Genomic DNA, 21364 nt, shown 5'->3' with positions numbered 1-21364 from the left:
CTGATGCGTCCCCTGCGCGCGCGGATGACGGCTCGCCGGACGGACGAGCGCCACCGCGCGTCGACGCCCTTGGAGCTGCTGTTCGACCTGACGTTCGTGGTGGCCGCCGGCCAGATCGCCGGTCGGCTGGCGCACGGCATCGAGGACGGCCGCACGGTGCCGGCCATTGCCGTGTTCCTGACCGTGTTCTTCGCCATCTGGTGGTCCTGGATGAACTTCACCTGGTTCGCCTCGGGCTACGACACCGATGACGTCCCGTACCGCTTGTTCACGATGATGCAGATGGCCGGCGTGCTGATCCTGGCCGCCGGGGTGCCGGCCGCGTTCGACGACGGGGACTTCCGCGGCATCACCATCGGCTATCTGATCATGCGGGCCGGACTGGTGGCGCAGTGGATCCGGGCGGCGATCAGCGACCCCGGGCATCGGGGCGGGCCGGTCCGGACCGCCGTCGGCTACAGCGTCGCGCAGGCCGGCTGGCTCGTCCGGCTGGCGCTGCCGGCCTCGGTGGCGCTCCCCAGCGCCGTCGTGCTGGCGCTGGTGGACATGGCCGTGCCGCTCTGGGCCGAGCGGGCCGGCGCGGCGAGCTGGAACCCGCACCACATCGCCGAGCGGTACGGCCTGTTCACCATCATCCTGCTCGGCGAGAGCGTCATGGCCGCCACGACGGCGGTCGAGGAGGCGCTGCGCGTCCCGGGCCACCGGGGCCCCCTCGCGGTGGTCGCGCTGTCCGGTCTGACGCTGGTCTTCGCGCTCTGGTGGCTGTACTACCTGCAACGGGCCGCCACCGGGCTGGAGCAGCGGCGCCGCCTGGCCTACGTCTGGGGCTACGGGCACTACGGCATCTTCGCCGCGCTGGCCGCCCTGGGCGCGGGCCTGGAGGTCGCGGTCCGGCGGACCGGGCACCCGCTGGAGGCGGCCGACGTTGTCGTCAGCGCGGCGGTCGCCATCCCGGTCGGCGTCTTCCTGCTTCTGCTGTGGGCGGTGCACGCCCCGCTCGTGCCGCTCACCGGCATCTCCGGGGCGGTGGTCGTTCCGGCCGCCGCGGTGGTGTTGCTGTCTCCGCTCGCCACGGCTGTCCTGACGACCACCGGCGTGATCCTCGTCGTCGCGCTGGCGTGCTCGGCGGTGGTTGCCCTGACCGTGCTGCGACAGTCCCGGACCGACCCGGATCCGGTGCGGTAGAACCTTTGCGCGGTGTTCCCCCCGGCCCGGCGCGCCGGCCGCCGAGACTCAGCGGAGATGCGCCTCGGCGGCCGGCGTACACACGTGTCAGCGGGAGCGGAAGTCAGCCGCAGCCTTCGCCGGCGCCCACCTTCTCCCGCTCGCTCGGCGACAGTTCCACCCCGTCGGGACGACCGGGATACTGCGGCACGTCGAGCGCCTTCGTCCAGGAGATGCGGAACCGCGTGAAGATCTCCATGATCGGCGGCTTGACGGTTTCCGGGTCATCGAGGCTGCCCAGCATCACGAACACCTGGCCGGGGAACCCGGAGAGCCTGTCCTGGAACAGCCGGGCGCCGCAGTCAGGGCAGAAGTTGCGCTCCAGCGTGTTCCCGCTGGCGGCGATGTAAGGGTACGAACGCGGAGTGCCGCTGAGGAGCTTGAAGTCGTCGGCAGCAACGCTGAAATAGGTCGCCATGATGGCACCGGACGACTTCTGACAGTCCCTGCAGTAACAGTTGGCGACGAAGTCGGGGGCGTTGCTGAACTCGTACGAGATGGCCTTGCACACGCAGCGGCCGGTGAACTTCTCGGGCATGTCGGATCCTTCGATGTCGGGGGGTGAGGGCTCAGGCCGGGACGACGTACGGGAATTCCGCCGTACGCAGTCGTTCGTTGCTCGCAGGACTCAGGCCGGAGGGAATGGCGGAGGCCGTGACCAGGGACAGCATGACCTCGGGGGCGTTGTCGGCCAGCGTGCGGCCGTTGCGCACAGCGAAGCCGTACGTCGCCGGTGTGCCGATCGTGTAGGTGAGCACGTCGGGAAAGAGTTCCCGCACCAGGGTCTCGGCGTAGCCGGTGGGATCGGCTGACGACCGGCTGGCGGCAACGGTGGCGGCGATGTGCTCCGCGAGGTGGGCCCGGTCCGACTCGACGTCCAGGGAGACGTGCTGGGTGTCGAAAGGCTGATCGAAGCGCACGTCGGCGGGCCAGAAGATCGGCCACATCATGGGGTGGCCGGCCCGGTTGATCTGGCGCCAGCCGCCCGCGTCCGTGGCCAGCTTGGTAGCGGCCCAGACCCCGATCCGATTGCCGGGACGCAGCCGTCGGTGCCGGTGGGAAACCTCGAGCACGATCGAGTCGACGGTGGTGTCGACGAAACTGTTCGTGGCGTTCTCGGGGCGCCAGCCGGACAGGTCGACCGCGGACCCGTCGGCGACGGCGGCGTTGACCTTGGACAGGAGCGAGAGGTCGATGTAGAACCAGTCCTTGATGCGTCCGGCCCACAGGCGTACACCCGAGTCACCGGAGACCGCGCCGGTGCGGCCTGCCAGCAGCAACTCTCCGGCGGCGGAGTCGTCGCGGGCGTCGCCGCCGGTGAGCTCGTGCAACCGCAGAGGTTGCCGCCCGTCCGCGTCGGGCTCGCCGAAGGAGAACCGGTAGGTCAGCTCCTCGTTCCCGGCGCCGTCGAAGTGAACCTTGAATTCGTACCGGGCCTCGGGATGGAAGCTCGGCTCGGAGTGCAGGCCGTTGATCGTCGAGTTGACGTCCATCACGAAGACAGTGCTTTCCTCACCCGGAAAGACACACAGGTCGTCGAGAAGGAGCTGCCCGGTTTGCGCCGCCAAGGGGGTGTCGAGATGGTGAGACACAGTCGAACCTTCCGTACATCGCTGGACAGCTGACGAATGACAGCGCAAGCGTCACTCGCGGCCGATCGGAGAGGCATCGGTCAACTGACTTCAGCTGTGCGAGACCCGGCGCCACGAATCAGTTCGCCGGTTGCAGGATCGCCCGGACGTCAGCGGTCCGGCCGCCGGTCGGCCGCGCCGGGACCGGTTCTGGTGGTCACTGCCTTCTCCCAGAAGCTGCGGACGACGGGCACGACCTCCGAGACCGCCGGGATGCCCGGGCCGGCCTCGCGCACGCCCACGGTCAGCGCCGGCGCCGACCGCTCCAGCGACCCGGTCATCCGGTCGATGTCGGTGATGATCGAGCCGGTGAGGACGAGCACGCCGGTGTCGTCGATCCGGGTACGGACCTTCTGCAGCGTCTGCCGCCGCGCCTCGCGCAGATCGTCGAGAAGGTCTTCGAGGTCGTCCGCGTCCTGGGTGGTGTCGGCGTCCGGGTCGGTCTCCAGGGTGGCGTGCGCGGCGAACGCCTCCGACGCGGCCGTGAGCAGCGGCCCGATGTCGTCCGGCACGCCGGGACAGTGCGGTGTGGCGGCGGCGTCGAACATCGTGCGGGCCACCGAGTTGACCTGATGCACCCCGTGCTCGAGGACGCGGAAGGTGTGGTGCACGGGGGCCACCTCGGTCAGCGGTGTCGTCAGCGACCAGCGGGCCTGGCGGTCCAGGTCCTCGACCGCGTCTACCGCCTCGCCGAGGGTCTCACCGAGCTGCCGGGACCGCGCCAGCCACTGCGCGGCCTGCTCCCGGCCGTATCCGCGGGCCGCGCCGGTTCCGAGGTCGCCGAGCAGGCGGGCGATCTCGGTGGACAGGTGGGCGAGCGTGTGGTGCGCCCGTTCCAGCGGCGTCAGGCCGCCGACGAGCGGCGAGAGGATCGTGCCGACCACGATGCCCAGCGCGGTCGCCCCGACCCGCTCCCAGACGAAGGTCTCGGTCACGGCGCTGCCGGCAACCAGGACACCCAGGGAGGTCGCCGGCACGGTGACCGCGCCGTCCCCCAGGCGCAACAGCCGGCCCAAGACGAGTCCGCAGCCGGCGATCACGGCGATCGACACCGGGCTCGGGCCGAACACGCCCCACACGCCCACCGCGAACCCGATGCCGGCGAGGGTGCCCACCAGGCGCCGCGCCCCCTCGCGGACCGAGGCGTGCGCGCTCAGGTGCACCGACAGGATCGCGGAGATCGCCGCGGTCACCGCGCCGACCAGATGCAGGGTCTGGGCCGCGGACCACGCGATGCCGGCGGCGATCGCCGCCACCAGGATGGATCGTGCCGTGGCCGGGTCGACCCGGTCGTACGCCCGGCGGGCCAGGCGGCGCAGGCCGGCCGGCAGGTGCGGGCGCAGCCGGTCGAGCACGTCACGGCCGACGGCCTCGACGACCGGCTTGACCTTACGGCGCAACAACGCCGCGACCACCGCACAGAGCAGGAGGCTCGCGGCGACGATCGTGATCGGCGCGGACTCGACGAGCGACGGGGGCAACGCTGCGGTTTCCTCTTCACGAGCGGTTGATCCGGTCGCGAAGATTATCCGCCGAGGCGCCGGCGGAGGTGGCAGAAACGGGAAATACGGTCACCGGCACGAGATTGTCGTACCTCGGGCCCATACTCACCGCGAACTCGAGTGGGGGAGGTGCCAACGGTGCCGATAAAGCAGGCAACGGCGCTGATCGACCGTTGGCGTACCGGGAGCCTCCGCTCGGAGGTGCTTCGGCGGCTGGCCGATGGCAGCCCCCTGAGCGAGCTCGAGCTGTCCGTGGTGGACGGCCGGGTGGACTTGCGGGGCTTCCCGGCCGGCGGCCTGGACGCGCAGGCGGCCACGATCGCCGGCGTGGATTTCCGGTACGCCACCATGGCGCACGCCCACCTCGAGGATGTCCGCTTCAGCGGGTGCCGTTTCGATGGGGCCGACCTCGCCCGGGCGGTGTTCACGGACGGATCGATGACGCAGTGCACGATGGTGCGGGCGACGCTGACGGAAACGCTGCTGGCCGGCACGACCTGGCAGTCGGTCGACCTGACCGGCGGCCGGATGAAGCACTTCTCGGCCGAGCGCAGCCACTTCGCCGGGTGCACCTTCCCGGCCCTGCCCAAGGCCGAGTTCGCCGGTTGCACGATCGAGGATTCGCTGTTCACCGGCGCGCTGACCGAGACGCGCTTCCTGGGACGGGCCCACGACAACGCGGTCCTGCGGCGGGTGACGTTCTCCTCGGCCGACGTTACTTACCCCGAGTTCGACGGCGTCGACTTCGAGGACGTGACCTTCCCACCGGGTGACAGGCTGATCGTCGTACCGCGGCACTTCCCCGCCGTGGCCGAACGCGCGGGCAGGCTCTCCTCGCACCGCGGCGACCAGGTCGGCAAGGACCTGCGGCGGTTCCTTTCCAGCGAGTCCCTGCGGCCCGGCCTGCGGGCGACAGCCGGCTGGGCCACCGCTCGGCACATGCTCACCGACGACTACGCGAACGGCGAGGAACTGGCCGACTTCGCCACCGCCACGCTGCGGGCAGCCGAGGAGCAGCTCGAGACCGGCCCCGGTCGGTGACCATCGGTCGACGGGCACAAAGCCCGGGGCCGCCGGGCGAGACGATCGCCCGACGGCCCACGGCTTTCACAAGGCACCCATCAGCACCAGGATCGCGCGAGAGAGCTATCTCCCATGCGGTGTTTCAGTCAGACCCAGGGCTGCCGTGCCCGCCCGTGCGGCCGGTGGGGCCGCCCTGAGTCTCAACGAGCCGCTGGTTCAGCGACGACCGTCACGACCGTCACGACCGTCACGGCCGTCACGACCGCCACGGCCGTCACGGTCGCGGTCCCAGCCGCCACGGTTGTCGCGGTCCCAGTCCCGGCCGTGGTGGTGCCGGCGGTCCCGGTCCCGGATCCAGTCGTTACGGTGCGTGCCCGGCCGGAAGAACCGGAACTTACCGTGGTGACCCGGACGGAACTGACCGGCCCAGACGGGACGGAACTGGGTCGGGAAGCCACGGACGACCTGGAACGGCCGGCCGAAGCCGAACCGGCCCCAGTTGTCGTAGTCGGCGACCTCGAGGGCCCAGGCGCCCCGACGCGGGCCGACCCGAACGACGGTGCAGTCGTGGTCGTCCCACGCACCGGCCCGCTCGCCGTACTGGCCGGCGAGCTCGCAGGCGCCCAGCGAACGGTAGAAGCCGACGATCTGGCTCTCGCCCCGCCACACGTTCTGGCTGGCCGTGGTCTTGCTCTCCGGGGAGACCGGGGCGGCCGGAGCCGCCTGGGCCGGACCCATGCCGAAGGTCAGGGCGGTGAGCGCGCCGACCCCTCCCAGGGTCAGGGCGCGGGTGAGCTTATTCATTGCAAATCCTCCCGTACGGGGTTGTAACGCGTCTTACAGGGAGGAAAACCGGATTAAACCCACACCGGATGTCGTCCGGACGGCTACCCTCGGCCGCCGGTCGGACCTTCCGCAGGGGCACCGTTCGGCCGAGTACGCCGGCGGCAGCCGTGGCCCAGCCCCGCACCGGGAGCCCCATCGCCGCAGCTCAGCGGCTTGTAGAGAACAGAGGACGGCGTTCCGCGACCCGACGGCGGGCCCGGAGATGTGAAGAATCTTTGTGCCCGGCCCGCACCGAACGACCCGAGGCGGCCTCACGTACGAAGGCGGCGGATCACGGCTTGCGGGCTACGCCGCCCCAGATGCTGATCCGGCTGGGGTCGGTGGTGTCGGCCTGCGCGTCGGGCCGCCACCGGCTGATCAGTTCGATGCCGGGATCGACCAGGTCCAGGCCGTCGAACAACGCGGCGAAGGCAGCCCGGTCGCGCGGCCAGATGTCGCTGATGCCCGCGTCCAGCAGCTGCTGATAGCGGGCCTGCTCCTCGGGCGGCATGAAGTCGACGGTGAAGTGCGTCGCGGCCACATAGCTGCCGGCGGGCAGCGCGTCGACCAACGTCCGCACGATGTCCTGAGCCTGGCCGCGGCCGGGCGGGACGAAGTGCAGGACGGCGATCAGCATCAGCGCCACCGGCTCGGAGAAGTCCAGCGCCTGCCGCTTGCGCGCGGCGTCCAGGATGGCTCCCGGATCGCGCAGGTCGGCCTCGATGTAGTCGGTGGCCCCCTCGGGACTGCTGGTCAGCAGCGCCCGGGCATGGGACATGACCAGCGGGTCGTTGTCGACGTAGAGCACCCGGGTCTGCGGAGCTGATCGCTGGGCGACCTCATGGGTGTTGTCGGCGGTCGGCAGGCCGGTGCCGATGTCCAGGAATTGCCGCACGCCGGCCTCGGCGGCCAGGAACTCGGTCATCCGGCGCAGCGCGGCGCGGTTGGCGCGGATCCCGGCACGCATCCCGGGGAACTTGGCCTCGATGGCGTCGGCCGATTCCCGATCGGCCGCGAAGTTGTCCTTGCCGCCCAGCCAGTAGTCGTAGCGGCGGGCCGGATGCGGCACGGACGAGTCGATGACCGACGGCGCGGGTTCTGTCCCGGTCACAGTCTCCCCTGTCGACGTCGGAGATCGGTTCTGGGCACTGTACCGGTTTTGTCGCTACAAAGTGGACCCTCGCGGCGCCACCGGACGTCGGTTCGTACCGATGTCCCCGCTCAGGGACAGTTCCGGGCCGGCCAGGCCGCAACCGCGGCCCTCGGGTGAACCTTCCACGCCCACGCCGTCGGTCGACCGCCGGGCGGAGCGCTCAGCGACCGTGCCGCACGTCGTTGGGTGGGTATCGGCGCAGGTAGTCGTCGAGCCGGCCGCCGCGCAGCGCGGCGAACAACTCGCGGCAGCGCGCCTGGTCGGGCACCATCACCGCGCCGATCCCGGGGATGTCCCGGTTCTCCGCGATGGGCAAGGTCACGAAGGCCAGGTCCTTCGCGCGCAGGTGGCGAAGCGTGAGCGCGAGGCGTTGCACCGGCATGCGCCGGTCGACGGTGAGCATGCCGGCCGCCGTACGGACCAGCCGGTCCAGGCCCCGCGGGTCGGTGAGCATGTTCCGGTCGGCGATCTTCTCGGCCAGCGCGCGCAGGTACTGCTGATGACGCCGGGACCGGTCGAGGTCGTCGTTGGGCAGGCCGCGGCGCTGGCGGACGTAGAACTCGGCAAGTTTGCCGTCGAGGTGGACCTTGCCGGCGGGGAAGGCGACACAGCGCCGGGTCCGGCCCCGCGGGTCGGTGCACGGCGCCGACGGGTAGGGGCTGCCCTCGGGCAGGAAGCGGTAGGAGTCGACGCTCCTCTTGTCGATGGTGACGTCGACGCCGCCGACCAGGTCGGTGAGCTTGCGGATGCCGGCGAAGTCCACGATGACCGGCCAGTCGACGGTGATGCCGGCGAACCGGTCGATCGTCTGGACCAGCCGGGGTGCGCCGCCCCAGGCGAAGGCCGCGTTGACCTTGTTCCGGGATCCGCGCTCGCCGTCGGCGGTGGCGATCGGGAGGTACGTGTCGCGCGGAATGGAGATCACGTAGGCGCGGCCGGTCGACGCGGGGATGTGCACGAGGATGACGACGTCGCTACGCCCGTCCCCCGGTTCGCCGGTCGTGCGGCTGTCCGACCCGATGAGCAGCAGGTTCATCGGCCCTTTGACCTTGGGCGGCTCGGTCGGGCCGCCACCGGACCGCGCCGGGGCGGGAGGCAGCAGGTCGGCCCGGTCGACCGCGTCCTCGTAGCGGTCCGACAGCAGCCGCATCCCGGCGACGGCGGCCGTCGACCCGATGACCAGGACGGCGAGGACCACGGCGAGGACCAACCGCAGGCGGCGCGGAGGACGACGTTCGGTCATCGCTCACACCCCCACGAACCGGTAGCCGGTGTCGAGCAGGACGGGAAGGACACTGCGGAGCGCCCGTACGGTCTGCGCGCGGTCCCCGCCGCCGTCGTGGGTCAGCACGATCGACCGGTTGCCGACCTGGTTCAGGATCGTCGAGCGGATCACCGCGGCACCGGGGTTCTCCCAGTCCCGCGGGTCGACGTCCCAGGCGATCGAGGTCTGCCCCAGCGCCGCGCACACCTCGAAGGTCGTGCGTGACCAACTCCCGTACGGGGCCCGGAAGAACTCGGGTGCCCGGCCCGCCGTCGTGGCGACGGTGTCCACGGCCCGGCCCACCTCGGTCCGCACGCGTCCGGCCGGCAACCGGCTGACGTCGGCGTGTGACCAGGTGTGGGTGCCGACCGCATGGCCGTCGGCAACGATGGACCGGACGAGGTCGGGATGAGCCGCAGCGTACTGTCCGATCACGAAGAAGGTGGCCTTGACCTGGTGTTTCCGCAGGAGCTTGAGCACCTGCGGGGTGTAGGCCGGATGCGGGCCGTCGTCGAAGGTGAGCGCCACGACCCGCGAGCCCGAGCCGGCCGTTGCCGCCGGTACGACGTACCGCGGCTCCTTCTGAACCGGGCGGGGCCGCCGCGTCGGCGAGGGCGACGGCGGTGTCGGCGACGGCGACGGCGACGGCCGGACCGTCACCGGAGCGAGCTCGGGCGGTTCCGGCCGCGGCTGCGCGCAGGCGCCGAGCAGAGACAGACCGCCGAGGGCGAGAAGCACCCGCCGGCCGCCGGTCCACGGTTGTTGCGTCATCGACATCATCACCCTCCGGCCCCGCGCGATCGCCGCAGAGAAAGCGACGGTTCGTTCGCGGACTACCGAAGCCTGAGGACGGGATGTCAGAAACTGATGAGCCGCCGGCCGCCGATCCCGCGGATAACGCTTTTCCGAAGCACGGGTAAGAAGTCTGCCGGTTCAGCCACATCTCCTTAACACAGCTTTAAGACACCGCGATCTGTCCGGCCGACCAGGCCGCCCCGTCGTTACGGTGGCGGGAGCAAGCGAGGCCGTGAGCTGGGCATCTGCTCGACCGGTCCGGACCGGCCCCGACTGCTGTTCATCACCCCCTCCCCCGAGGAACCCCGATGCGTAGATCAAGATTTCTCATCGCGGCGGCTGTCGTCGCGGTGGCCCTGGGCGCCGGCTTGACCGTCGCCTCCAGGAGCGACACGGCCGAAGCGGCCGTGGTGTGGAACGAGGACTTCAACGGCCCCGCCGGCACCGGCGTGGATACCTCGAAGTGGAACTTCGACACCGGTGGCAGCGGCTTCGGCAACCAGGAGCTGCAGTACTACACCAGCGGCACCAGCAACGTCGCCATGGACGGTCAGGGCAACCTGGTCATCACCGCCCGCAAGGGCAGCGGCGGGCACAACGACTGCTGGAACGGCACCTGCCAGTTCACTTCCGGCCGCATCCAGACGGCCGGCAAGTTCACCCAGCAGTACGGGCACGTCGAGGCTCGCATCCAGGTCCCCAACGGCTCCGGCCTCTGGCCCGCGTTCTGGATGCTGGGCGGCGGCAACTGGCCGACCGACGGCGAGATCGACATCATGGAGGTCGTCGGCCGCGAACCGAACCAGCTGTTCGGCACGCTGCACGGCCCCGGCTACTCCGGCGGCGGCTCCTTCGGCGGCATCCTCAACGCCGGCTCGCCGTGGTATGAGGCCTTCCACACGTACGCCGTGGACTGGTCGCCCAACCTGATCGTCTGGACCGTGGACGGCCGCGAGTACTTCCGGGCCACGCCGGCCTCGCTGGCGGCGGCCAAGAACGGCGCGCGCTGGGTGTTCGACCACCCGTTCTTCATCATCCTCAACCTCGCCGTGGGCGGTAACTTCGGCCAGGGCAACCCGGCCGGCCTGCCCAACGAGAGCCGGATGCTGGTCGACTACGTGCACGTCAACACCACGACCGGCACGACGCCGCCGGCCGCCACGACGCCGCCACCCGCGACCGGGGGCGGCAACGCGCTCAAGTCGAGCCTGAGCGGTCGCTGCATCGACATCCCCGGGGGCAACCCGGTGGACGGGGCCCGCCTGCAGACGTACGACTGCAACGGCACCGCGGCGCAGCAGTGGGCAGCCAACGGCGACGGAACGATGCGCTCGATGGGCAAGTGCATGGACCCGGCCGGCGGAGCCCTCACCAACGGCACCCCGATCCAGCTGGTCGCCTGCAACAACAACGCGGTGCAACGGTTCACCCTGTCGGCCTCGGGCGACCTCCGGAACGTCTCGGCCAACAAGTGCGTCGACGTCAAGGACCGCAACACCGCCAACGGCGCCCAGCTCCAGCTGTGGGACTGCACCGGCGGCTCCAACCAGAAGTGGGCGCGCGCCTGACCCGCTGCACGACCCGGAACGCCGGCAGCCCTGGAGGCTGCCGGCGTTTTCGTGCTCAGGCCCGGCCGGTTCCGGTCAGCGGTCGATCGCGGACATGGTGGCCTCGTCGTGGCGGTCACCGGCGGCGGGTTCCAGCGAGTCGAGACGCTTGAGCTGGTCGGCGCCGAGTTCGATGCCGTCGGCGGCGGTGTTCTCCTCGACGCGGGACACCCGGCGGGTGCCGGGGATCGGGGCGATGTCGTCGCCCCGGGTCAGGATCCAGGCGAGGGCGGTCTGGGCCGGGGTGGCCCCGATCTCGGCGCCGATCGCCCTGACCTCGTCGACGAGCGCGAGGTTGCGGCGGAAGTTCTCCCCGGTGAACCGCGGGTTGGTCTTGCGCCAGTCGTCGTCGGCGAAGTCGTCGACGGTACGGATCCGCCCGGTCAGCAGGCCGTGCCCGAGCGGCGAGTACGGCACGAAGCCGATGCCCAGTTCGCGCAGCAGCGGCAGGATCTCGGCCTCCACGTCCCGGGTCCACAGCGAGTACTCGGTCTGCAAGGCCGTCACCGGTTGCACGGCGTGAGCGCGGCGGATGGTGTCCGGCGCGGCCTCGGACAACCCGAAATGCAGTACCTTGCCCTGTCTGATCAGGTCAGCCACGGCACCCGCGGTCTCCTCGATCGGAGTGTCGCGGTCGACGCGGTGCTGATAGTAGAGGTCGATGTGATCGGTGCCGAGCCGCTTCAGGGAGCCGTCGACGGCGGCCCGCACGTTCGCGGCGCTGCTGTCGGTCACGCCGGGCCCGCCGCCGGCGTGCGACACCAGCCCGAACTTGGTGGCGATCCGCACCTGGTCGCGGCGGCCCCGGACGGCTCGGCCGACGATCTGTTCGCTGAGGAACGGGCCGTAGATCTCCGCGGTGTCGAGGTGGGTGACGCCGAGGTCGAGGGCGCGGTGGATCGTGCGGATCGACTCGGCGTCGTCGAGACGGCCTTCGCTGGTGTAGGTGCCGGCCATGGTCATCGCGCCGAGGCCGATGCGGGAGACCTCCAGGCCGGCGAGGTGGGCGTTCTTCATGGTGACTCCTGGTGCTCAGGCCTGGTGGTGGAGAGGGCAGGCCGCTCAGGCGTTGTCGGAGGTCTGCCGTGCTCCAGACAACCGCCGTTCGCGCACGGGGAGAAGTTGCTGCCGTCAGGTGTACTGCCGGCCCACCCTTGAAGCGCGGGCCATCGCTCTCCGCCCGTCGGGTGACCGTGCGGGGCCGGACCCCGCACGGTCACCGCTCAGCCGCGCGTCGGGGCGACACCGGGCAGGAAGATCACCCGGCGGCGCAGGGCGGTCGCGGCGATCTCGCGGGCCGGGGCGTACTCCGGGGAGTCGTACCAGGCCTGCAGGGTCTCCATGTCAGGCCATTCGACGACCGCGACCACCACCCCGGCGTCCCCCTCGACGACCGTGGGTGAGGCTCCGAGGACGACGAAACGGCCGCCGAACTTGTCGACCGCGATCGGGGTCAACTCGGCGTAGCGCTGAGCGCCCGCCGGGTCGAGAACCTCGAGGACTTCGGTGATGCTGTACGCCGGCGTGCGGCCGGCGGTGGTGACGTCAGACATGGGTGTCTCCTCTGGTGTCCGTGTGTTCGGCTCGCGATCTCGGCCCAACTTCGATGTCGTTCAACATCAAACTTATAATGTCGCTTAACATCATTAAAAGTCAAGCCGGCACCGGCGGCAGAAGCCCCCGACCAGGCGGCGGCGCTGTTCTCCCGGACGATCGACGCACTGATCACCGGGCCGGCTCGACTTGGGGCGAACCGGCCCGGTGCGCCTGCCGGCCGTGCTACCCGCGCCGGCCTCAGGACTCGGGGGTCACGGGATCCCGGTCGCGGGTGGCGTCCCAGCTGGCCAGCATCCGCAAGGCGTCGTCGGCGGCGGAACCGGCCGGGGCGCTGAGCACAGTCATGGACAGGCCGGGGTCGGCGGTCAGGTCCATGGTCTCGAAGTTCAGGTCGAGCTCGCCCACGACCGGGTGGCGGAACTGCTTGATCCCCGTGCTGTGCAGCCGCACGTCGTGGGCGGCCCAGCGGGTCCGGAACTGCTCGCTACGGGTGCTCAACTCCCCCACGAGCTCGGTCAAGGCCTTGTCGTACGGGTCCCGGCCGGCTTCGGCCCGCAACATCGCCACGGTCGTGGTGGCGATCCGCTCCCAGTCGCGCCAGAAGTCCCGCGCCCGAGGGTTCAGGAATGCGAAACGGGCATGGTTCGCCGGACGGGCAGCGTCGTCGAACATCGGCGCGTACAGAGCCCGCATCAGCGAATTGGCGGCGATGACGTCGCCCCGGCCGTTGCTGACGAACGCCGGCAGGTCGGTCATCAGCTCCAGCACCCGCGCCACGCTGGGGCGGACCTGCCGCGCTGACGGCTTCCGGCGGGTCCGGGGGCCGGGACCGGCCGCGCGGGCCAGCGCGGCCAGGTGCTGCTGCTCGGCCTCGTCGAGACGCAGCGCGCGGGCCAGCGCTCCCAGGACACTGTCCGAGGCGCCGGCGAGGTCACCCCGCTCGAGCTGGGCGTAGTACTCGACGCTGACCCCGGCCAGATCGGCGACCTCGCTGCGGCGCAGCCCGGGCACGCGACGGTTGCGGTTGTAGCTCGTCAGCCCGGCCTGCTCGGGAGTGATCTTTGCCCGGCGGGAGCTCAGGAAAGCCTTGACCTCGTCGCGGTTGTCCATGCTCCCCACGGTAGGCCGGATCGCGCGGGCGAGTGGTGGGCTGCCGGTACACCCCTGGCGCACCGTGCGGCTCCGCGACACCGAACCCGAAGGCGCCTCCGTTGCCGCGATATCCATCAACGGCTGCGCATATCTCTACCTGTCGGCGGCCGGCTGGGCCGAGGTCACGACCAGGGGGGTGCCCTGCTGGCAGGTCGTGACCAGATCGGGCACGACCCGGCCCGTCACGGTGATCCGCAGGCCGGCCCGGACCACCGTACGATCGCCGCCCACCAGCAGATATCCGTCGAGCAGGAGACATCCGGGCTCGACTCCGGCCGTGACGGTCCCGGTCAAAGTGCGCAGATTCGTGGCCATGTGCTCATCCTCCGTCCGTACGGGAATCGACGCGACATCTTCCGGCGCATCGATGAAGACGCATAGGCTCCGGCCAATGTGAACGATTGTTCGCACCCCGGAGGATGCTCGTGTCAGCAAGAAGATCCGTTCAGATCGCCATAGCCGTCGCCGCGTCGGCAGCCCTCGTGGCCACCGGAGCCGACGTGGCCCGGAGCGCACCGGCGCCATCAACCAGCGTATATATCGTGCAGTTGGCGGCCCCGCCGGTCGCCGCGTACACCGGCGGCGTCTCGGGCATCCCCGCGACCCGGCCGGCGGCGGGCGCGAAGGTCAACTTGCGCAGCAGCGCCGCCCAGGCGTACCGGGCCCACCTGAAGACCGAACGGCAGCGGTCCCAGAAGCGGGCCGGCCTGTCGACCGGCGGCGCCATCTACGAGTACGACGTCGCGTTCAACGGCTACGCGGCGCAGATGTCGGCCGGCGCGGCCGACGCGCTGCGCCGCAGCCCGGACGTGCTGGCCGTCTCGAAGAGCACCGTGCACAAGGCCGACACCGTGTCCACGCCGGAGATGCTGGGGCTGACCGGCCGCAGCGGCGTGTGGCAGCGGCAGTTCGGCGGCCCGTCCAAAGCCGGCCTGGGCGTCATCGTCGGTGTGATCGACACCGGCATCTGGCCGGAGAACCCGGCGTTCGCCGCCCTGCCCAGCCCCCGCCCGGACCAGCGCACCATCGACGCGAAGTGGCGCGGCACGTGCCAGCAGGGCGAAGGGGCCGACCCGGCACGCAGGGTGACCTGCAACAACAAGCTGATCGGGGCCCGTTACTACACGCAGGGCGCGCTCGACGAGACGAACCCGGAGGAGTTCCGGTCGCCGCGCGACTACAACGGCCACGGCTCCCACACGGCCGGCACCGCCGTCGGTAACAACGGCGTGACCGCCACCGTCGACGGCCGCGACGTCGGCGACGCGTCCGGCATGGCCCCGGCCGCCCGGCTCGCCGTCTACAAGGCCCTGTGGGATCAGGGCTCCGGAAGCGGCAGCGGCACCACCGTCGACCTGGTGGCGGCCATCAACGATGCCGTGGCCGACGGCGTCGACGTCATCAACTACTCGATCTCCGGCTCCGCCTCGTCGTTCGTCGACCCGGTCGAGCTGGCGTTCCTCAACGCCGCCAACGCCGGTGTGTTCGTCGCCGCGTCCGCCGGCAACAGCGGCCCGGCCGCCAGCACGGTCGCGCACAACTCGCCGTGGATCACCACCGTCGCGGCCAGCACCCACGACCGCGGGTACGAGAAGTCGGTGACGCTCGGCAACGGCGCCACCTACGAGGGCATGGGCCAGGGACCGGCCGTCCCGTCGTCGCCGCTGATCGACTCGGTGCAGGCCGGGCTGGCCGGCGCCCCGGCCACCGAGGTCCAGCTGTGCTATTCGGGCCGGCTCGACCCGGCCAAGGTCACCGGCAAGATCGTGCTGTGCCTGCGCGGCGGCAACGGCCGTACGGACAAGAGCCTGGCCGTACGGCAGGCCGGCGGCGTCGGCATGATCCTGTACAACAACCCCGACAACTCGGTCAACGCGGACTACCACTTCGTGCCGACCGTGCATGTCAACAGCGCCGCCGGCTTGGCGATCAAGGCGTACGCGGCCACGGCCGGCGCCACCGCCGCACTGTCGGCCAGCACCCAGATCAAGGTCCGGGCCCCCGAGATGGCCGCCTTCTCCTCCCGCGGGCCGGCCCTGGCCGGCAACGGCGACCTGCTCAAGCCCGACATCACCGCACCCGGCGTCGATGTGGTGGCGCCCGTCGCGCCGCCGAACAACAACAACCGCACCTGGGACGCGTACTCCGGCACCTCGATGTCGAGCCCGCACATCGCCGGCCTGGCCGCGCTGATGATCAGTGAGAACCCCGGCTGGGCGCCGATGTGGGTCAAGTCGGCGATGATGACCACGGCCGGGCAGACCGACAACACGGGTCAGCCGATCCAGCGGGCCGGCGCGGCGGCGACACCGCTCGACTTCGGCGCCGGGCACGTCCGCCCGGCTCCCGCCTACCGGCCGGGCCTGGTCTACGACTCGTCCTACCCCGACTGGATCCGCTTCATCTGCGGCACCGGCAACACCGGCTCGGCCTGCGACCAGTACGGCTCGAAGGACCCGAGCGACCTCAACTACCCCTCGATCGCGGTCGGCGACCTGGCCGGCCGGCAGGTCGTCACCCGTACGGTGAAGAACGTCAGCAAGCTCCCGGGCATCTACGAGGCCAAGATCCAGGCCCCGGCCGGTACGACGGTGACCGTCTCGCCGAAGCGGTTCGTCGTGCTGCCCGGCAAGTCGGTGTCGTACAAGGTGACCGTCACCCGCACCGACGCGCCGGTCGGCCAGTGGTCGTTCGGCTCGCTCACCTGGGTCAACAAGGCCGGCGCGGGCGGCATCATCTCGTCCGACGTGCGCAGCCCGATCGCGATCCGGCCGGTGGCGATCGCCGCCCCGGCCGAGGTGGACGCGACCGGCGTCAGCGGCTCGACGGCGCTGGCGGTCACCCCCGGCTACACCGGCACGCTGACCGCCGCCCCGGCCGGGCTCGTCCCGTCCACCGTCGACCGGCTCCACCTGGTCGGCGCGGAGAGCGACTTCGACACCACCGCCCCCGCCACCGGGCCGGCCGTCGGCAAGGTGACGCTGACCGTGCCGGCCGGCACCCGGCTGGCCCGGGCGGCGACCTTCGACGCCGACCATCCGGCCGGCACCGACCTGGACCTGTTCGCCTATCAGGCCGGCACCAACACGCTGGTGGCGTCGAGCGGCGGCGGGACCGCTGAGGAGCAGATCCAACTGCCGCCGGGGTCGTACGACATCTACGTCGTGCAGTTCGCCCTCCCGCCCGGCACGACCGAGCTCGACGTCATCCACCACTCGTGGGTCGTCGGCGACGCCGCCGCGGGCAACCTGACCGCCACCCCGGCGAGCCAGGCCGTGACCCGGGGCGAGCCGGCCACGGTGACCGCGTCCTGGACCGGTCTCACCGCCGGCTCCCGCTATCTGGGTCTGGTCGCGTACGGCGACGGCACCGCACGGATCGGCCAGACGATCCTGCAGATCACCGCCTGATGTGATGCGGGGACACAGCCGATACCGGCTGTGTCCCCGCCCCGACCTCGCCCGCGGCGGCCCGACGGCCACCGCGGGTTTTCCGTGCGCACCGCGGACAGCGGCGCTGACTCTTCGTCGCCCGTCATTCCCCCATCGCCGAAGTCGGCCGATGAGAACGCGAGCACCATTGTGGTCCCCCCGGGAGGTACGCCAGAACCTGTCCGTCGCGGCCGTCATCCCTCCTTTGAGGAGAGGACTATCGGCGAGCGATCGAGATCTACCAGCGTCACGGCGCCCCGGTCCAGGCGGCCAGGTCTCTGCGTTCGCTCGGTGAAGTGTTCAGCCGGGCGAAAAGGCTGGAGGAAGCCGCGACGACCTCTCGGCAGGCGCTCCTGCTCGTCTCCGCCGTCGACGGCCCCAACGCCGACCAGCTCGCCCGCGCGCTGAACCGGCTCCTCGCCGGTGTCCGGACCCGCTGGACGGCGAACGTCGTCATGGCCGGTTCGGCTGGTCCTACGGTCAAACGTGCCCACCCTCGGTGAGGGTGCCCGGGTTAGCGTCGGAGGCGTTCCCCGTACGTGATCAGGAGGTCCCGGATGGCTGTGTCCACCAAGCCGAACGGTCGAATCATCGAGGCCGACGCCGGACGGCACGCCGTTGTCGCCGGGGCTTCGCTGGTCGGGCTCACCGCGGCGCTGGCGCTGGCCGGTCGCGGCTGGCGGGTCACGGTGCTGGAACGGTCGCGACAGAACGCCGACGGCATGGGGATCAGCATCGACCGCGCGCTGCTGGCCTCGATCACCCGGACGGACGTCTCGCGGCTCCCGACGATGGATGTCGGGTGGACCTCCACCGGCTGGGGCCTGCTGCACACGTTCCTGTCCGAGGAGGTCGCCCGGCGACCCACGATCACCGTGCGCCGGGGCGTCGCTGTCCGGCGCGTGACCAACGGCGCGCGTGGTGCCGGTGCGCTGGTGCACTCCGACCACGGCGACACGACCGCCGATCTGGTGGTCGGCGCCGACGGCGCGGCCTCGACGGTTCGCCGGTTCGTCGCGCCGGACGCGCCGGACGCCGTCTTCAGCGGCCTGGTCCTGTGGCGCGGCGTCGTCCACGAAGCCGACACCACGGGCGGCTTCCGGGCCGCGGATCTGAACTTCACCTTCCGGAGCGCACGCCCGGGAATGGTGGCCACCTACGGCATCCCCGGCACGGACGGCGGTACGGCAGCGGGGGAACGCCGAGGCGTGTTCATCGTCTTCGACGCGACCCGCGCGAGGCTGCTGCGGAACATCGGCAAGCTGGAGGGCACGCTCGTGCGCGGCACGGTGGGTGGCGGTGAGGTCGGTCCCGATCTGGTGGAGGAACTCGCCTCCGCCGCCGGCCGGTGGCCGAACCGGTGGCCCTCGGCGGCGGCGACCTTCCGGAGCAGAGCGTTCATCGGCACCCCGCTGGCCGAGTACCGGCCGGAACGGCTGAGCCGGGGAAGCGTGGTGATCGTCGGCGACGCCGCACACGCCGTCGGACCGACAACCGGCGCTGGGTTCCACAACGGGATGCTCGACGTCCGGACGCTGGCCGAAACCCTGACCGGTCCGGGGTCCGAGGATGTCCCGGCCGCGTTGCGGCGGTACGAGAAGATTCGGCTGGGGCCGGCGCAGGACCTGGTCGCCCGTTCCCAGCGATGGAGTCGCAGCCTCACCGCAGGCGCCGTCGAGTGACCGCTCGCTTCCAGGGTTCGGGGTGGGGCCGGGTCGTTCCGCCCCCACCCCTCTGTCGTTCTGCCGCCGTCAGCAGAAGAAGCGCAGAGAGCTCACAACGTCGTTGTCCTGCGGGTGCAGGTTCGATGCTCGACCGGGTGGTTGCGGGACTCGGCCGGCCTGGCCGCCCGACGGTGTCGGACACGGCGACCAGGCCGGCCGGTGCGGAGTCTCAGTCCCCCGGTGTGAGCTGAGACGGCTTGTAGTCGGTGGTGCCCTTCGCGGTGTGCACCCGCACGGTGAAGGCGTCCACCTGGCCCGCGGCCGGGCCCGGCCACCAGGCCCCCCACCACGTCGCCTTGGCGGTGGTGCGGATCACTGTGCCGTCGCCGAGGATGACGTCCACACCGGTGACCGCCGGGTCGATCCGGCCGACGACCGACGAGTACTCGTCGTCTCCTTCGCCGCGTGAGCTGTACGTCTCGATGGTGATCGGCTTCGCCGCGGTGGCCGGGCGTGACTCGTCCATCGCCATCGATGCCAGCGGCCGGTCGGTGTCGACGACCAGGCACTCCGCCAGGGCCGCGCCCTGCTTCACGATCAGCTGGGTGGTCACGCCGCGCTGGTCGGCCAGCACCACCTGGTCGGGAGTCACCGCTCCGGCGTTCAACCCCCCGACGCCTCCGCCGGCGCACGCTTTGGCCTGCGGCAGTACGGCGGCACCGGTCAACGAGCCGGGCGTCGGCATCCAGTCGGCGACCGCCCTCTCCGCGGTGCTGGGGAACAGCGCGGGCACGCCGACCACCCCGGTGACCGCGACGGCGGCCGCCGCGACCAGGCCGACAGCGAACCGGCGGGACGTCAGCACCCGGGCCCGCTGAGCCGGCTCTTCCCCGTTCATCATCCGCTCCACGGCCTGGCGGGACCGGTTCCACTCGGCCTGGCTCGGTTCCCGCTCCGCGGCCGGGTCGAGCGCGGTGAACTGCTGCAGATCGCTGAGATCAGTGTTCATGATTGCCCCTTGATGGCCTGCGGACAGGTGATGGACAGCACCGCATCGTCGGACGTGCCGACGTACGCGCTCAGCAGGCGCCGGCGCGCCCGGCTGAGCCGCATGGCGAAGGTGGACACGCGGACGCCGGCCACCTCGGCGGCCTGCTCGACGGTCAGGCCGTCGAACAGCACCAGAGCCAGGACCTCCCGGTCGGCCGGCCGCTGCGCCCGCCAGGCGCGCTGCAGATCGACCCGGCTGGCGGCCGCACCGGAATGGTCGTCCGCCGGGCCGTCCTCGGCGACCATCCGGACGTCGAGCGCCCGGCGCCGCAGCCAGCCGCGCGTCTGGTTGGCCAGCACCCCGCGGGCCACCCCGAACAGCCAGGGCCGCGCGTCGTCGGGCAGGTCGTCGTAGCGACGCCATGCGGTGAGGAAAACCGTCGAGACGATGTCTTCCGCTTCGGCGGGTGGCACCCGCCGTTCCACGAACCGCAGCAGATCGCCGTACGTCTGCGCGTGAAGCTGCCGGAAGCGTTCCTTCCGATCGTCGTTTGCCGTTGCCGTCATGCCCCCTACCTGTCCGGACCCCCAGCAACCATCACACCCCACTTCACCCGAATGTGCCGGCGCTCGCGAAGGGGTGCGGTCGAGCTGCACCTGTTCCCCGGCGCCGACCACGCCCGGATCAGCCCCCGCGAGCTCGACGAAGAGGTCACCGTCCTGCGCCGGGCACTGACCTGAGGGGTTGAGCCATGCCGGCCGGCCCGCTCGAACCCACCGGCGGCCGGATGATGTACCGGATCAACAACGTCTTCCGCTACGACGACCAGGGAACCCGGGCCGGGGAATGGGCCCAGTACGACAGCCGGCTCTTCCTCGAGACCCTCGGCGTCCGCCTGGTCCCGGCCTGGCCACAGGCGTCCTGACCCGTCCGTGCCGAAAGCCACGGGGAGTGGCCGGAACTGGGAGCTCACCTGGGACGGCCCCGTGCTGCGCGGGGTCGGCCAACGCCGCGGCGTGGTCGTCACCCGTGACCTCTCCGGCCTGTCCGGCGGCGAACCGGACGCGCTCATCATCCGTACCCGGGACCGTCTGGGCGTCCCGTTCAGCTGGAAGACCTATGAGCACGACCGATGTCATGTCATCGCGCGAGAGCTGTTCCCATCGCGAGGCGGCACTCCTGCGCCGACCGGCCCTCGGCCGAGGCCGCCGCGATCTCCCGGAGCTCGGCCAGCCGGTCGCGCGCGAAGACCATCTCGTCGATGCCGCGCTGGATCCGGTCGTGCTCGTCGGCCATGCGCTCCTGCATGGAAGGCGTCGCCACACCCGTGTCGAGGAAAGGCAGGATCTCCAGAATCGCACGACTCGGCAGACCGGCCGCGAACAAGCACTGCACGAACCGCACCCGGTCGACGGCGCACTGCTCGTACTCCCGATGCCCGCCCGACGTGCGGTCCGCCTCGATCAGCCCCTGCTGCTCGTAGTACCGCAGCGACCGCACACTCACCCCGGCACGCCGCGCGACCTCACCGATGCGCATGTGAGT

21 protein-coding genes are annotated in these 21364 nt (G+C 71.1%); 7 read left to right on the top strand and 14 right to left on the bottom strand.

Annotated features, from left to right (window positions below; all coding sequences use genetic code 11):
• Nucleotides 1-3: 3 nt before the first annotated feature.
• Nucleotides 4-1185, top strand: a complete 1182-nt coding sequence (locus tag HJC40_RS27140) for a low temperature requirement protein A (protein ID WP_250005024.1) — start codon at nucleotides 4-6, stop codon at nucleotides 1183-1185.
• Nucleotides 1186-1288: 103 nt separating this feature from the next.
• Here HJC40_RS27140 and HJC40_RS27135 read toward each other — a convergent pair whose 3' ends face one another.
• The 3 genes from HJC40_RS27135 to HJC40_RS27125 form a co-directional block, all read right to left on the bottom strand.
• Nucleotides 1289-1762, bottom strand: a complete 474-nt coding sequence (locus tag HJC40_RS27135) for a GFA family protein (protein WP_250005021.1) — start codon at nucleotides 1760-1762, stop codon at nucleotides 1289-1291.
• A 31-nt stretch (nucleotides 1763-1793) separates the two neighbouring features.
• Complete coding sequence (locus HJC40_RS27130; RefSeq protein WP_250005019.1) at nucleotides 1794-2816, bottom strand: DUF4331 family protein; 1023 nt, start codon at nucleotides 2814-2816, stop codon at nucleotides 1794-1796.
• 149 nt (nucleotides 2817-2965) lie between these two features.
• The gene (locus HJC40_RS27125; RefSeq protein WP_250005016.1) at nucleotides 2966-4336 is read right to left on the bottom strand and encodes an aromatic acid exporter family protein; all 1371 of its coding nucleotides are present in this window, start codon (nucleotides 4334-4336) and stop codon (nucleotides 2966-2968) included.
• A gap of 159 nt (nucleotides 4337-4495) precedes the next feature.
• Here HJC40_RS27125 and HJC40_RS27120 point away from each other — a divergent pair, with 159 nt between their 5' ends.
• Nucleotides 4496-5398: a pentapeptide repeat-containing protein gene (locus HJC40_RS27120; protein ID WP_250005013.1), complete on the top strand. Its 903-nt coding sequence runs from the start codon at nucleotides 4496-4498 to the stop codon at nucleotides 5396-5398.
• A gap of 198 nt (nucleotides 5399-5596) precedes the next feature.
• Here the strand turns inward: HJC40_RS27120 and HJC40_RS27115 are convergent, their stop codons facing one another.
• The 4 genes from HJC40_RS27115 to HJC40_RS27100 form a co-directional block, all read right to left on the bottom strand.
• A complete protein-coding gene (locus tag HJC40_RS27115) occupies nucleotides 5597-6184 on the bottom strand; it encodes a hypothetical protein (protein WP_250005010.1) in 588 nt (195 codons plus the stop codon).
• Nucleotides 6185-6497: 313 nt separating this feature from the next.
• Nucleotides 6498-7316: an SAM-dependent methyltransferase gene (locus tag HJC40_RS27110; protein ID WP_250005007.1), complete on the bottom strand. Its 819-nt coding sequence runs from the start codon at nucleotides 7314-7316 to the stop codon at nucleotides 6498-6500.
• A gap of 202 nt (nucleotides 7317-7518) precedes the next feature.
• Nucleotides 7519-8601, bottom strand: coding sequence for an LCP family protein (locus HJC40_RS27105; protein WP_250005005.1), 1083 nt, complete (start codon nucleotides 8599-8601; stop codon nucleotides 7519-7521).
• A 3-nt stretch (nucleotides 8602-8604) separates the two neighbouring features.
• Nucleotides 8605-9393, bottom strand: a complete 789-nt coding sequence (locus tag HJC40_RS27100; RefSeq protein ID WP_250005003.1) for a polysaccharide deacetylase family protein — start codon at nucleotides 9391-9393, stop codon at nucleotides 8605-8607.
• Nucleotides 9394-9725: 332 nt separating this feature from the next.
• Between HJC40_RS27100 and HJC40_RS27095 the strand changes: the two genes are divergently transcribed.
• Complete coding sequence (locus tag HJC40_RS27095; protein WP_250005002.1) at nucleotides 9726-10985, top strand: ricin-type beta-trefoil lectin domain protein; 1260 nt, start codon at nucleotides 9726-9728, stop codon at nucleotides 10983-10985.
• A gap of 75 nt (nucleotides 10986-11060) precedes the next feature.
• On the opposite strand, the gene HJC40_RS27090 is transcribed toward HJC40_RS27095, so the two are convergent.
• The 4 genes from HJC40_RS27090 to HJC40_RS27075 form a co-directional block, all read right to left on the bottom strand.
• Nucleotides 11061-12041 carry an aldo/keto reductase gene (locus HJC40_RS27090; RefSeq protein WP_250005001.1) on the bottom strand — a complete coding sequence of 327 codons (981 nt, stop codon included), beginning with the start codon at nucleotides 12039-12041 and terminating at the stop codon, nucleotides 11061-11063.
• Between the two features lie 206 nt (nucleotides 12042-12247).
• Entirely contained in the window at nucleotides 12248-12577 is a 330-nt protein-coding gene (locus HJC40_RS27085; RefSeq protein WP_250005000.1) for a DUF1330 domain-containing protein, read from the bottom strand.
• 241 nt (nucleotides 12578-12818) lie between these two features.
• Complete coding sequence (locus tag HJC40_RS27080) at nucleotides 12819-13691, bottom strand: helix-turn-helix domain-containing protein (protein WP_250004999.1); 873 nt, start codon at nucleotides 13689-13691, stop codon at nucleotides 12819-12821.
• 135 nt (nucleotides 13692-13826) lie between these two features.
• A complete protein-coding gene (locus HJC40_RS27075; protein ID WP_374272827.1) occupies nucleotides 13827-14048 on the bottom strand; it encodes a hypothetical protein in 222 nt (73 codons plus the stop codon).
• A gap of 227 nt (nucleotides 14049-14275) precedes the next feature.
• On the opposite strand from HJC40_RS27075, the gene HJC40_RS27070 reads away from it, so the two are divergent.
• Together HJC40_RS27070 and HJC40_RS27065 are read left to right on the top strand one after the other, a co-directional pair.
• The gene (locus HJC40_RS27070) at nucleotides 14276-17143 is read left to right on the top strand and encodes a S8 family peptidase (RefSeq protein WP_250004998.1); all 2868 of its coding nucleotides are present in this window, start codon (nucleotides 14276-14278) and stop codon (nucleotides 17141-17143) included.
• A 578-nt stretch (nucleotides 17144-17721) separates the two neighbouring features.
• Entirely contained in the window at nucleotides 17722-18846 is a 1125-nt protein-coding gene (locus HJC40_RS27065; protein ID WP_250004997.1) for an FAD-dependent monooxygenase, read from the top strand.
• A gap of 211 nt (nucleotides 18847-19057) precedes the next feature.
• On the opposite strand, the gene HJC40_RS27060 is transcribed toward HJC40_RS27065, so the two are convergent.
• Nucleotides 19058-19837, bottom strand: coding sequence for a hypothetical protein (locus HJC40_RS27060; protein WP_250004996.1), 780 nt, complete (start codon nucleotides 19835-19837; stop codon nucleotides 19058-19060).
• A complete protein-coding gene (locus tag HJC40_RS27055; protein WP_250004993.1) occupies nucleotides 19834-20385 on the bottom strand; it encodes an RNA polymerase sigma factor in 552 nt (183 codons plus the stop codon). The genes HJC40_RS27060 and HJC40_RS27055 overlap by 4 nt, the downstream gene beginning before the upstream one ends.
• A 51-nt stretch (nucleotides 20386-20436) precedes the next feature.
• On the opposite strand from HJC40_RS27055, the gene HJC40_RS45510 reads away from it, so the two are divergent.
• Together HJC40_RS45510 and HJC40_RS27050 are read left to right on the top strand one after the other, a co-directional pair.
• Entirely contained in the window at nucleotides 20437-20559 is a 123-nt protein-coding gene (locus tag HJC40_RS45510) for a hypothetical protein (RefSeq protein WP_284043782.1), read from the top strand.
• Between the two features lie 11 nt (nucleotides 20560-20570).
• Nucleotides 20571-20744, top strand: coding sequence for a hypothetical protein (locus tag HJC40_RS27050; RefSeq protein ID WP_250004990.1), 174 nt, complete (start codon nucleotides 20571-20573; stop codon nucleotides 20742-20744).
• A gap of 215 nt (nucleotides 20745-20959) precedes the next feature.
• Here the strand turns inward: HJC40_RS27050 and HJC40_RS27045 are convergent, their stop codons facing one another.
• The gene (locus tag HJC40_RS27045) at nucleotides 20960-21358 is read right to left on the bottom strand and encodes a MerR family transcriptional regulator (RefSeq protein WP_250004988.1); all 399 of its coding nucleotides are present in this window, start codon (nucleotides 21356-21358) and stop codon (nucleotides 20960-20962) included.
• Nucleotides 21359-21364 lie beyond the last annotated feature (6 nt).

Source organism: Actinoplanes sp. M2I2, assembly GCF_023544445.1.
Lineage (GTDB): Bacteria > Actinomycetota > Actinomycetes > Mycobacteriales > Micromonosporaceae > Actinoplanes.
The sequence above is the reverse complement of the archived record's forward strand: the minus strand, read 5'-3'. Positions and strand labels throughout refer to the sequence as shown.

Coding starts and splice junctions, on each gene's coding strand:
- HJC40_RS27105 (WP_250005005.1), bottom strand. CDS start 8,601: ATGACCGAACGTCGTCCTCCGCGCCGCCTGCGGTTGGTCCTCGCCGTG.
- HJC40_RS27055 (WP_250004993.1), bottom strand. CDS start 20,385: ATGACGGCAACGGCAAACGACGATCGGAAGGAACGCTTCCGGCAGCTT.
- HJC40_RS27085 (WP_250005000.1), bottom strand. CDS start 12,577: ATGTCTGACGTCACCACCGCCGGCCGCACGCCGGCGTACAGCATCACC.
- HJC40_RS27095 (WP_250005002.1), top strand. CDS start 9,726: ATGCGTAGATCAAGATTTCTCATCGCGGCGGCTGTCGTCGCGGTGGCC.
- HJC40_RS27060 (WP_250004996.1), bottom strand. CDS start 19,837: ATGAACACTGATCTCAGCGATCTGCAGCAGTTCACCGCGCTCGACCCG.
- HJC40_RS27050 (WP_250004990.1), top strand. CDS start 20,571: ATGCCGGCCGGCCCGCTCGAACCCACCGGCGGCCGGATGATGTACCGG.
- HJC40_RS27115 (WP_250005010.1), bottom strand. CDS start 6,184: ATGAATAAGCTCACCCGCGCCCTGACCCTGGGAGGGGTCGGCGCGCTC.
- HJC40_RS45510 (WP_284043782.1), top strand. CDS start 20,437: ATGTGCCGGCGCTCGCGAAGGGGTGCGGTCGAGCTGCACCTGTTCCCC.
- HJC40_RS27075 (WP_374272827.1), bottom strand. CDS start 14,048: ATGGCCACGAATCTGCGCACTTTGACCGGGACCGTCACGGCCGGAGTC.
- HJC40_RS27140 (WP_250005024.1), top strand. CDS start 4: ATGCGTCCCCTGCGCGCGCGGATGACGGCTCGCCGGACGGACGAGCGC.
- HJC40_RS27080 (WP_250004999.1), bottom strand. CDS start 13,691: ATGGACAACCGCGACGAGGTCAAGGCTTTCCTGAGCTCCCGCCGGGCA.
- HJC40_RS27135 (WP_250005021.1), bottom strand. CDS start 1,762: ATGCCCGAGAAGTTCACCGGCCGCTGCGTGTGCAAGGCCATCTCGTAC.
- HJC40_RS27065 (WP_250004997.1), top strand. CDS start 17,722: ATGGCTGTGTCCACCAAGCCGAACGGTCGAATCATCGAGGCCGACGCC.
- HJC40_RS27100 (WP_250005003.1), bottom strand. CDS start 9,393: ATGACGCAACAACCGTGGACCGGCGGCCGGCGGGTGCTTCTCGCCCTC.
- HJC40_RS27045 (WP_250004988.1), bottom strand. CDS start 21,358: ATGCGCATCGGTGAGGTCGCGCGGCGTGCCGGGGTGAGTGTGCGGTCG.
- HJC40_RS27090 (WP_250005001.1), bottom strand. CDS start 12,041: ATGAAGAACGCCCACCTCGCCGGCCTGGAGGTCTCCCGCATCGGCCTC.